The sequence below is a fragment of the uncultured Thiodictyon sp. genome, assembly GCF_903828115.1.
Classification (GTDB): Bacteria; Pseudomonadota; Gammaproteobacteria; order Chromatiales; family Chromatiaceae; genus Thiodictyon.
In genome coordinates this window covers 1-11,422 of record NZ_CAIKKU010000725.1, presented here as the reverse complement: position 1 = coordinate 11,422, position 11,422 = coordinate 1, and the positions used below count along the sequence as shown (strand labels likewise).

General features: G+C 66.4%; 8 protein-coding genes. All 8 read right to left on the bottom strand.

All coding sequences use genetic code 11. The features are described from left to right. Positions 1-319 precede the first annotated feature (319 nt). Positions 320-901, bottom strand: a complete 582-nt coding sequence (locus QZY48_RS27090; RefSeq protein ID WP_295436678.1) for a Uma2 family endonuclease — start codon at positions 899-901, stop codon at positions 320-322. Positions 902-934: 33 nt separating this feature from the next. Further along, positions 935-2,032 carry an NADH:flavin oxidoreductase/NADH oxidase gene (locus QZY48_RS27085; RefSeq protein ID WP_295436677.1) on the bottom strand — a complete coding sequence of 366 codons (1,098 nt, stop codon included), beginning with the start codon at positions 2,030-2,032 and terminating at the stop codon, positions 935-937. Between the two features lie 58 nt (positions 2,033-2,090). Further along, positions 2,091-3,902 (bottom strand): DUF262 domain-containing protein, encoded by a 1,812-nt coding sequence (locus QZY48_RS27080; RefSeq protein ID WP_295436676.1) that lies wholly within the window; start codon positions 3,900-3,902, stop codon positions 2,091-2,093. 4 nt (positions 3,903-3,906) lie between these two features. After that, complete coding sequence (locus QZY48_RS27075) at positions 3,907-4,254, bottom strand: hypothetical protein (protein ID WP_295436675.1); 348 nt, start codon at positions 4,252-4,254, stop codon at positions 3,907-3,909. Positions 4,255-4,543: 289 nt separating this feature from the next. After that, on the bottom strand, positions 4,544-4,873 hold the full coding sequence (locus tag QZY48_RS27070; protein ID WP_295436674.1) for a hypothetical protein: 330 nt from the start codon (positions 4,871-4,873) through the stop codon (positions 4,544-4,546). Next, complete coding sequence (locus QZY48_RS27065) at positions 4,873-6,048, bottom strand: hypothetical protein (RefSeq protein WP_295436673.1); 1,176 nt, start codon at positions 6,046-6,048, stop codon at positions 4,873-4,875. The genes QZY48_RS27070 and QZY48_RS27065 overlap by 1 nt, the downstream gene beginning before the upstream one ends. Before the next feature lie 434 nt (positions 6,049-6,482). Then, positions 6,483-10,043 carry an SUMF1/EgtB/PvdO family nonheme iron enzyme gene (locus QZY48_RS27060; protein ID WP_295436672.1) on the bottom strand — a complete coding sequence of 1,187 codons (3,561 nt, stop codon included), beginning with the start codon at positions 10,041-10,043 and terminating at the stop codon, positions 6,483-6,485. After that, positions 10,040-11,305, bottom strand: coding sequence for an ATP-binding protein (locus QZY48_RS27055; RefSeq protein ID WP_295436671.1), 1,266 nt, complete (start codon positions 11,303-11,305; stop codon positions 10,040-10,042). The genes QZY48_RS27060 and QZY48_RS27055 overlap by 4 nt, the downstream gene beginning before the upstream one ends. Positions 11,306-11,422 lie beyond the last annotated feature (117 nt).

Genomic DNA, 11,422 nt, shown 5'->3' with positions numbered 1-11,422 from the left:
TCCGCGAGTTCGAGTTCCGGGACGGCGTCCGCACCGGGTGCCACGTCTTCGGTTGCGATGGTGCTGTTGGTCGTCATAGAGATCGAGCCCTGAACTGCGGCTAAACACAATCGTTGTCGTTGTCGTTGTCGTTGTCGTAATCGTTGTCGTAATCGTAATCGTAATCGGAGAAGCGATGCCCTTTGGGGTGCGAGAGAATCCGGGGCGCTACGATAGCCTCGATTACGACAACGACAACGACAACGACGCGGCAAGCATTCCCTAATGAACTTGCTTAGCTTATTAATGAACCGTTCCTACGGGCGCCGTAGCCTGAGGCTCAGACGGGCTCCAGGTCCACCTTGTCATAAATCTCCGCCAGGGTCAGGGTGCAGCCGACGCTGGCCAGCGTCACGGTTGCATCGAGGGCAGTGAACTCACTGAGGGTCCAGCGGTCGTCCGCCCCCCGGCTGAAGAGTTCCACCGCGACCCGGTACTGGGAGACCAGCAGATACTCCGTGAGGCTTGGAATCCGGCGATAGATCGCAAACTTGCCCCCGCGGTCATAGGCCTCGGTGGAGTTGGACAGGACTTCGACGATCAGGGACGGGTTGAGCAGCAGGTCACGCCGCTCGTCGAGGAACTCGTGCTCGCCACACAGCGCGACCAGATCCGGATAGGTACCGGCATTGGCGGCGCGGATGCGGACCTTCATGTCATTGGCATAGATGCGGCAGGGACGGCCCTTCATCTGCGGGTGCAACTCGCCGATCAGATTGGTCACGATCAGGTTGTGCTGTTCCCGCGCCCCGGTCATGGCGAAGACCTCGCCGTCGATATACTCGCTGCGCCCCTCGATCGCCGCGCGCTCGTTCGCCAGCCAGTCGTCGAAGGTCAGGCTGGGTTTTGGTTGCAGTAACATGGGGCTACTCCGGGGTAAGGAACGGTTCACTGATCAGTTGACGCGATAGCGCTCCAGCCAATGTGCATAGGGTGCCGGCAGTACCCAGGCCGGGCGATCGATGCCGAGGGTGCGGGCGGCATAATAGGGCCAATGCGGATCGGCCAGGTGCGCCCGGCCCACCATCACGAGATCCAGATGGCCATCGCGGACCACGCCTTCGGCCAGTTCCGGCGTATCGATCCCCCACGCCGACGCCACCGGCAGCCCCGCCTCCAGGCGCACGCGCTGCGCAATCGGCGCCAGGAAGGCTGGCGCCCAGGGGATGTTGGCGGTCGGCGTCGAGAAGCCGACACTGACGCTCAGCAGATCCAGCCCTTCAGCCTTGAACCCTCTCGCCAGCTCGATGGCGTCGGCCAGCGTCTCCTCATCGCGCCCGTCATATTCGATGACGCCGAAGCGCGCCGTCAGCGGCAGGTGCTCGGGCCACACCTGCCGCACCGCGGCCAGCGTCTCCAGCAGGAAGCGGCAGCGGTTCTCGAAGTTGCCGCCATAGGCATCGTCGCGCCGATTGGAGTGGGTGGAGAAAAAGCTCTGACCGAGATAGCCATGGGCAAAGTGCAGTTCCAGCCATTCATAGCCGACCTCGAGCGCCCGCCGGGCCGCCGCCACGAAGTCCTCGCGGACGCGGGCGATGTCTGCGAGCGTCATCGCCCGCGGGACCTTGGGCAGATTGGCGCCGAAGGCGATCGCCGAGGGGGCGATGGTCGGCCAGCCGCGCGGGTCCCCTGCGGCGAGATGGTCGTCACCCTCCCAGGGCCGGTTCGCGCTCGCCTTGCGCCCGGCGTGGGCGATCTGGATGCCCGGCACCGCGCCCGCCGCCTTGATCGACGCGACCACGGGTGCGAAGGCCTGCGCCAGCGTGTCGTTCCAGATCCCGGCGCACCCCGGGGTGATCCGGCCCTCCGGGGACACCGCCGTCGCCTCCGTGATGACCAGCCCGGCACCGCCGCGCGCGAGCCCCGCCAGGTGGACCCGGTGCCACTCGTTGATCAGCCCCTCGACCGCCATGTACTGACACATCGGCGGCACGGCGATGCGGTTGCGCAGGGTCACGCCCTTGAGTGTGAAGGGGTCGAATAATGCGGACATCGGTAGGCTCCGTTGAAAACACTGGTGCGCTGAACACCACGCGAGGTGGTGCACTGATTTACGCCTCATCGGTATCCGGCATTGGCAGAGGCGCGTCGTCGTCTTGGTCGATGATGCTTGCCCCCGGTTGGGTGGACGCCGGCGGTTGAATCCCCAATTCGGACATGAATTCCCGCTCCAGGCCGATCATGTCTTCCAAACGCTTCTTCAGCACATCCTCCATGCTGTCGGACTTCTTAAGGGCATTATCCAGGGGATAGGGCAGCAGGTGCGATTCAAAAAACGCCTGCGGATCGGCCAACTTGGTACGCCCGAAAAGGGTGCGCGCCTGACCCCGTTCCTGTCCAAAAACATCAAACATTCGATTGGCAGGACTGGACCTCAGCGGCGATTGCGACGAAGCCCAGATGGTGCGCATGGCCTCAGGACCGTTGCGCGCGAAATCGTCGGCGATCGCCCGCGCGTCTTTGCGCGTGCCGTCCGGATTGAAGACCCCCTCGCGAGCCAACAGGCATAATAGGGTTCGTACCCGAGCGCTACGAAGGTCATAGCGTTCCGGAAAGGGCTCCGCCCGGGTGTCCCAAGGGAGATGCCGCAGTTCGGACGGTACCGCGGCCTCTTGCTCACGCACCGCTCGGGCGCGGTCACGCAGTTCGGCAAGGACGGCGGCATAGCGGGATGGATTACCCTGACCGAACCAACTCGCAAACCCGGTGAGCCAGAGCCAGCGCCGGAGCAGGCGCTTGGCCTCAACGGTCGGACTCGGGTCCTCCCCGAGCCAGGCGCTCAGACCCACCAATTGCAGCCCATAGGGCAGCATACGGGCGTTATGGATGTGCTCCTCTCGCAGCAGATCGATCCCGCGCAGCAGCCCTTCCCGCGCCCGGCGCATGGCCTCCGGCAGCTTGTTGGCCACGCTTTTCTGCGTCTCGTCCCCGAGCTTGCTCCAGTCCGTGCGATACGGGTCAAGGTCCGCAGCAACCAGGAAGGCCCGCAGGACCAGGACGCGGTTGACCTTACCGAACCCGGTCTGCTTGATCTCGGTCAGGGTGCTGTCGATCTCGCTTGCGATACGGAACCCCCTCTGAGCCCCAGCCTGATAAGTGAGGGCCCAGAACATCTCGTCGGCGCCGATGGCGACCCCTTTTCGATTCAAGCGGGTGAAGCTCTCGACCGCCAGATTCAGGTCGTCGGTCACGAACTCCACGATGGGGATCTTGTAGGACTGCAAGGCCCTCGCAACCCCCTGAAGCCGGTTGACCAAGACCTCTTTGCCGACTCCGGCCGCCGCGAGGGTTTCCGGTGCAGCGTTGAAAATTGGGGCAATGGTCTCAAAAAGCTTATTGGTATCGCTTAACTGATGGAGCGGAACCTGCCAGGGCTGGGCCGTAGCACCGGAGGCGAGGTGCATGAACACCCCCTCGCGATTCTTATCCTCTCGCCTCTTCTCGTCCGTCTGGCCGCCACTGGCATCAAAATAGACGTTCCAGCGCGCCGCGTCTTCATCGTCACCGGACCAGTTGGGAAGTCCGGAGTCCCGCAGTAGTACGCCCGCCAGGGTCGTGAGCCGTTGCTGGCCGTCCAACAGCAACAGCGTTTCCAGCGGTCGGGTCTGCGAAAGGTCGAAGGGCCCGAAGCGGAAAAGCGGTCTCGCGGTCTCCTTGGAAGACTTCCAAAACAGAAGTGTGCCGATCGGATAGCGCCAGCGCACGGAATCGAAGAGGTCCAGCATGTTCGCTCGCGTCCATACATAAGAACGCTGGAAGGCTGGCACCCGGATGCGCCCTTGCCGGACCCATTTCAGGAGGTCGAACAGGAAGATAACACTCGGATTGATTTCCGGACCGTCATCCGTGCTCAGTTGAGTCATGGTGTTAGCGCTCTTGGTCGATCAAGTCGAGGATGGCCTTCAGATCACCCGAGTGGTCCCGGGCACGCAAATCGGCGGCCATGGCGCTGAGCGCTGCCGGCGCGGACTCTTGGCGAACGCGCTTAAGCAAGACTTCCAGGTGATGCGGACGCTTCTGTTCGTAGTCTTTCCTGACCTTCTTGCACTTCAAGGTATCCATATCACAGTAGTCGCGATCAACTGCCGACATGGATAGGATGTCGTTCATGGCTTTGGCCAATTTCGGAATGTATGGTTCTCGTGCCAGCTCCGCCCGCCAGTGGAAATCGGGTATGTAGTTCTCCGCCTCATGCTTTCCAAGTATGAATGGCATGGCCTTACACTGAGATGCCTTCCGCTCGATCTCGGTGGCATCCTGAGAGGGTGGCTGTCCGGGGCCCGTCCGGTCCGAGTCCACGACCACAATCAATCGCAACGGGAGATCAGCGTCTCGGGTTCTCGCTGCTTCTTGCTCCATGAATCTCGGCATATCCCCCGTACCCCCAGAGTGGATCACCTCAATGACCGGTGGCACAGGCGGATTGAGCCACAACTGTCGAATCGGTCCATCGGCGAGGAGGCGCACTGCCACTTCGAGCAACGCCCCATCTCGAAGACAGTTCTCAAAGCACCTTGAGCGGCGAGTTGGCGACGCGCAGCGCCCGTTCGGCCTCGGCGGACGTTGAAACCCGCCAGAGCGTTCGGTCTGGTCGCTCGGTGTCCCATGCGGATGCACGGGCTAACTCGCTTAGCTCCAAGAGGAGGTCTTGCGTGGTCTGCCGAGCATTCTTGAACCACTCACTGTTATCGAGCAGGTCCGCGTCCCGGAGCACGACGACGTGTGCGGCCTCGTCCGCGCGGAAGATCAGCCGATCCAGGAATGGCAGCGCCGTCAGGTCGTTCCAGACCGCAACCGTATCCTCCCCCTCCGGCATTTCGATCGCAAACCGCATCAATGTCCCTTGAGTCGTTGGGCGCGCCGCAGTGCCTTGACCTCCTCGTAAGACTCGAGGAAGACACCTGGCGGCCAGTAATCGACCTCGCCCGTCTCAAGGATGTGGATACGACGGAGCGTGCTGCCGTCCGGTGCGTCATCGATGTAGTAGAGGGCTACCAGCTCAGGTGGAATCATACCCTCGGCAATGCGCCGACGTACCCGCAACAGCAAGCCCTCGGCATGGGTTTCCACGACAGTGGTCCCGGCGCCGGCGCGGGCGACGTCCAGAAAGAGGTCGCCGAGCATCGGATGCAGTGCATCGTGCAGATGCAACTCGGGCTGCTGAACAACATCGATAAACGGCGTGGGGCAGGCATTGCGAGACCGCCACTTGGCGAGTGTCAGCACCGGAAGCAACTGATGCACGCCGGTGCCCACCTGGGTGATCGGAACACTGCGGGCGGCGCCGCGCGTTGTCTGCAAGCGCCAGAGGTCGAGGTTCTTCTCCCAACGCAGGGACAGGCCGGCGTGTGCGGCAAGCCAAACCGAAACCTCACCAAAGACCGCTTCATCCTCGGCCAGGAGTTCTATCACACCTTCGCCCGCCGATCCGATCGGGGGAGTCTGGGGATTGTGCCCATGCCGGGATGGTATTTCAGGCACCCGTTCGCGCAAGGGACCGAGCCACACACTGGCGTCCAGTATCTGTCTCGCCCCGTCGCGCACTGCTGCCTGCTCGGCTACGTCAGGAATCGGGAAACGCCCAAGCGGGCCGGCAGGACAGGGGCAATCCGCCCCATCCCAGCGAATGCTGCGCGCCCAGGGGCGCGGGTCATCGTCCAGCAGGCTGTCGAGGTAGAGGATGGTCTCTAACCGGTGCGGACCGCTCGCGGCCTCGAGCGACACCGCGAGTTCCAGAAATGCACTAAAATCCCGTGCGGGAAGCAAATCCTGAAAGCACTCGGCCACGGGGCTGCCGCCGACGGTCAGGGGTAGTGCCTCTTTGCTGATGCCGGCCAGGCCGCCCAGCACCTGGTGCAGCAATGTAGCGACGCTTGTCTTGCCCGCATTGTTGCGCCCGATCAGGAGTGTCAACGGTGCGAGGTCCAGCCTCTGGAATGGCTGGCTGCGGTCGTATTGGCGACGACTGGGAAAGCCTCTGTAGCCATCAAATTCGAGGGAACGGATCATGAGTGCCGGGTAATCTGCCAAAGGTGCAAAACGCGGGGAGTTTCCGGGCCCGGGAGTTCCAAGGACAGGAGTTCCGAGGACAGTATACTTAGTTCAGCAGCAGAGAACCCCCCTTCGTCACCCGCTCCGCGAGGCTCCAGCTTCACGGGTCCAGTTCCTAAAATGCGCCTGCGCGGCCCGCGTCCGGCTGAAGCCTCGACCTCCAGTGCGGGCGGGATCACCCAGGGGGTCGAGGCCTTACGGCGAAGGTCGCGCAGCGACGCTGTGGGAGCGGCTTCAGCCGCGACGGGCGGCACGGAAAGGCGGTGTCGGAGTTCGCCGCGGCGCCGCGTCGCGGCCAGAGGCCGCTCCCACAGGGAGCTTTCATGTTGTTGTCAATCGCAAACGGACCGCTGCGCGGTCCGTTGAGAAGAAAGGGTCAAAGGGTCAATGGGTCAAGGCTGGCGGGGCGCGGCCAGGACGCAGCGGAACCCGAAGTTCTGGTTCCAGTTCCTGGGCCCGTGCCTGTACCGGTACGAGGAGCGCAGGTACCCGGCCTCGTGGTAGAAGGCACCGCCGCGCAGCACGCGCGACGACCCGACGTCGCCTTGGGCCACCGGATCGGCCATCAACCCTTGGCCCTGACACTGGGCGTAGAACCCCTCGCGGTAGGCATTGAGGCACCACTCCAGCACATTGCCGGCCATATCCAGCAAGCCCTCCGGCGTGGCGTCGCCGGTAAAGACCCCCACGGGACTCGGGGTCCCGACCTTGGTGTCGTCGAAGTTGGCACGCTGCGCGTCGGGCGCCTCGTCGCCCCAGGGGTAGCGACGGCCCGCCGCGCCGCGGGCGGCATATTCCCACTCGGCCTCGGTCGGCAGGCGCACCACGCGCCCCGGCGGCAACAGGATGCTGCCCTGGGCCCCCTGTGGCCGCCCCTGCCGGTCCGTCAACCAGGCGCAGTAGGCCATCGACTGGTGCCAGGAGAGCTTGACCACCGGGCGGCTGGGGTGGGACTGCTGGTCCTCCCAGTCGTCCGGTGCCATGGGCCGGTCCGCCCCGCCGGACTGCCACCAGCGCGGGTCGGCGTGGTCCTCGTCCTGGAGGAACTCGGCGAACTCGGCGACGGTTACCGGGAAGCGGCCCATGGCGAAGGCGCTGACCTGGACCTCATGGACCGGGGCCTCGTCGTCATAAGCCTCGGGGTCATAGCCTGGGGCCTGCTGGTCCTGCTGCTGCGCGCCCATCGGGAAGCGCCCGCCGGGCAACTCCACCCACCGCTCGGGGTGCGCCCAGCCCAGCCGCGGGTCGCCCACCTGCGCCAGGGCCTCGGCGGCGGCGAGGCGGTCGGCAAGCGGGATGGCGGGGGCCTGGAGGGGATCGAAGACGGCGAGCGCGGCGTCCAGGATCTCCGTATAGCGCGGATCGGCCGGGCGGTAGGCGAAGGGGGCGAGGTCGCGCACCAGCGCACCCAGGAGCCCGGCGGCGCGCGCCTGCCCGGCGCGGGTCGGCCGCTCGCCCAGGGCCTCGATGACGCCGCTGACCAGGCCGTCGACCCGGTCGACCCCCTGCAGGTAGAGCACCCCGCCGAGCAGCAGGACCGTCTCGCGCCATTCCGGGCGATAGATGGCCGGGGCGGCGTCGCCGGCGGCGGCCAGCAGCAGTTGGGTCCGCTCGGCGTCCCGCCCGCCCAGGGCCTGGGCGGCCAGGTATTCCTGGAAGGTCAGGTGCCAGAAGCGCAGTTGGTGGCCGCGGCGCACGATGATGCCGCTGTCGATCTCCTCCTCGGCGAGGAAGGCGTCGGCGCGCTCGATCGCCTTGGGGTCGCCGTCGCGGCCGGGGGCAAAGCGGTGGGCCAGGCGCTCGGCCGCCCAGCGGCGGCTGACCTGGACCTGCCGGCCCTTGGCGTCGGCCAGCATGGCGAGCGCCAGGTCGGCCAGGAGTTGGCGGCAGCGCTGGGGCTTCGCCCGCCCGGGGCGCTGGCCCTCGCGGGCCTCGCTCAGCCAGCGCAGGATGGATTCATAGAGTTCGGCCCGCTGCTCGGGCAGGCGCTTGTCGTTCCAGTGCACGACGGCGAGCGCGGTCAGCATGACGGTGTTGCGGGCGAGTCGGCGGATCTCGGGGCGCGAGGCGAGTGCCGCGGCCAGTTCCCGATGATGGGCGCGGGCGCGTTCGGGGCGGTCGGCGAAGAGGGCGCGGCTCCAGCGCGCGAGAAAGCCGTCGATGGCGGCACCGTCCAGGGCCTCGATGGTGGTGTGGGCAAAGCCGGCCAGGACGGCGCCGTCGCGGTAGGCGGCGGGGCGGCTGGTGACGACCAGGGGACAGCCCTGGTAGGCCAGGGCCAGGCGTTCGATCAGGGCCGCCGCCTGTTGGCGCTGGAGCGTGTCGGGGGCCTCGTCGAGTCCGTCGAGCAGGATCAGGGCCTCACCCGCGGTGAGCAGGCGGCGGAAGGCGTCCACGGCGAGCCCCTGGTTGGCGAGCCCGGCGCGGGCGCCCAGGTAGTCCGGCAGCCAGTCGGCGCAGATGGCAAGCGCCGGACCCTGGCCGCGCGCCCGGGCCTGGCCGATAAAGTCGAGCCAGTCGGCGATCGGGACCAGCAGCGGGACCTGCGCCCTGGGCAGGCCCAGGTGCCGGGCGGCGGCGCCGGGCGCGCGGCCGAGCCGCTCCGCCGCCAGACAGTGGGCGACCCAGCGCAGGAAGGTGGTCTTGCCGCAGCCGGGATCGCCGACGATGACGAGCCGCGGATTGACGAGGGCCGCGCACAGGGGCTGCTCGGCGCGGCCGCCCAGGCGGGGGCCCTGGCGGTCAGCCGGGTCCCCGCCGTCGGTCGGCACCGGGGCCGCGGCGCCGGTCGCCTGAAGGGCGATGTAGAGGTCCTCAATGGGAAAGCGGTGGGCCCGGGCCCCGCCGGTGACGAGGCCGCGGATCTCGATGTGGGCGGTGTCGGCCCAGAGGTCTTCCAGGTACTTGCGGGGGTCGACGGGGGCCGGATGGACCAGCCCGAGGTCGAACCTCGCCGCCCCGGCCGAACCATCGGGTTGCCCGCGGTCGCATCCCGGCTGGTTGCGGTCGATATCCCAGGCGCCTTTGATCCAGGCGCGGAACCGGACCTGCACCTGCCTGGGGGCCGCGTAGAGTTCCACCCATTGAAAGGCGTTGTGGAAGGGGCTGCCGTCGTAGACGCAGCCGGCGGCCAGTTCCAGGCAGGCACGCCTGGGATCGGCCGGGACGACCTGGTAGGCATCGGTCCCGTGCTGGTGGCCGCGCAGCAGCAGGTCCCGGTGCAGGTGGACGGCCTGGCGCGCCGGCGCACAGTCGCGCTCGTCCAGGTAATCCCAGGGGTGGTGCAGGAGGGCGATGCGCCAATCCGCGTCCTCGGCATCCTTGTGCAGGACTGTCTGATGGACCTGGTAGCGCCCGAGCAGCAGGTCGCCGCGCTCCTTGTCGCGACTGGCCATCCAGGCGGAATCCAGCCCCGCAATGTGCAGGCGTTGGCCGCGGATCTGGATGGTGCGTTGCCACCAGGGCAGGGGCTGGGGCTGGCGTGAACGCGGGCTGAGCCATCCGGCATAAAACGCGAGATAGGCGGCATGGCGTTTGAGCAGCACCTCGCGCTCGGCCGGGTCGCCCAGGATCTCGGCAATCCGGTCCTGGTCGCATTCATCCAAGAGGGCGGTTTGGACCGCCCGAGCGGTGGGGCCAACCGCGGCCCGATCCACGTCATGATTGCCCGGGACCAGCAGGAGCCGGTCGAGCGGCAGGGCGCCCGCCGGGTCTGGGCTCAGCGCCGGCCAGAGCGCCTCCTCCAGCCATTGCCGCGCCAACAGGTACTCCTCAGCCTTACCGGAAAAGGCCAAGTCTCCGGTGATGACCACCAGGTCCGGCACCAGTCCGCCCGCGACCTCGCTGGCGATGAACCCGGCCAGGTGCCGCACGACCGGCTCGCGGTCCCAGGCGGTATCGGCGCGGAAGTGGATATCGGACAGGTGCAGGAGGCGGATCGGCTGGTGCTTCATCGGGACTGGTCACCGCCCGCCATGGGGTCCGTCGGCCCCGCCGCGGCATAGATGGTCAACAGCAATTCCATATCCTCCAGGTTCTCGTACACCGGCCGCCGGCCGGACAGCGCCTCGCTACGCTCCAGGATCATGCGCACGCCGGAGCCGCGCCGGTCCATCAACTGGTTCTTGCCGAACAGGGGCTCCTCCACCGGGTAATAGCGGGCGAACAGGCTGGCGATCACCTCGTTCCTGGGGGCCGAGATGGCGCTCATGGAGGCGATGGTCATGGAGTTGGGCAGCGCGCCCGGGGTGTAGAGCTCCAGCCGGTCGGCGAACAGGAAGAGCCGGATGCGCTGGGCGTGGCGCGAGTAGTCGCGGTGGGCGACGGCGTTGACGATGGCCTCGAAGACCGCGGCCAGGTCATATTGAGGATAGTCGATGCGGCCCAGCGGCTTGCGGGCGGGGGTGCGCATGTTGCGGCGCACGAAGTGGATCGCGTCCCAGATTTGCCGGTCGAGCGGCCCCTGGATCTCCTGGGCGTCCACCTGCTCATTGGGGTCGTTGACGAGGCCGGCATGGGCGACCGCGATAATCTCGGCATTGCGCAGCCGGCGCTGCGGGTCCAGGGTGCAGAGCAGCACGCCGGCGACGGTGGGGCGCGGCCCCTCGTCGGACTCCTTCACCAGGTGCAATCGCTGAAGCTGGAGCGCGGCGTCCCCTTGGCCGTCGATCATGAAACGATTGACCAACAACGGATCGAGGTCCTTAAAGTCGATCGCCGGCACCTCCTGCTCCTCGAAACGGATCAGGCGTGCCTGGCTGCGTTGTTGGAACAATCGCGCCAATACATCCGGGGTGAGTTTGCGCTTGGCATGGCCGACGCGGCGGAAATAGCCGTTGGCGCTCTCGTGTACCCAGAGGCTGCGCGGCACCTCGGCGACGATCACCGCCCGCGGCTGCCCGGCGGGGCCGGGCAGTTCCAGGTGATGGGTGACGACCTCCAGCGGCGGCCTGATGCGGTCGGTGCAGATGGCCGTCAGCCAGGCCTCGACCCCGTCCAGATGCTCCAGCGGGATGCCGCTGACTTCTTTGGTCCTGTCATCGACCCCGAGGACCAGGGTGCCGCCATGCGCATTGCCCAGGGCGGCCAGTTCATCGGAGAGGCCATCGGCATGGGGCTCGATCGCCTTGTTGTCGGCACGCAGCCTGACCTGTTTCAACTCCAGGGTGGAGTCCTCACCCAGACGAATCCGCTGCAATAGGCGCTCGATGTTCATTGGTTTTGAGTATGCCGGTTGCTGGGTAACGCGTCAAAAAACAAGTCAAACACAAACACAATCGTTGTCGTTGTCGTTGTCGTTGTCGTAATCGTAATCGGAGAAGCGATGCAATTT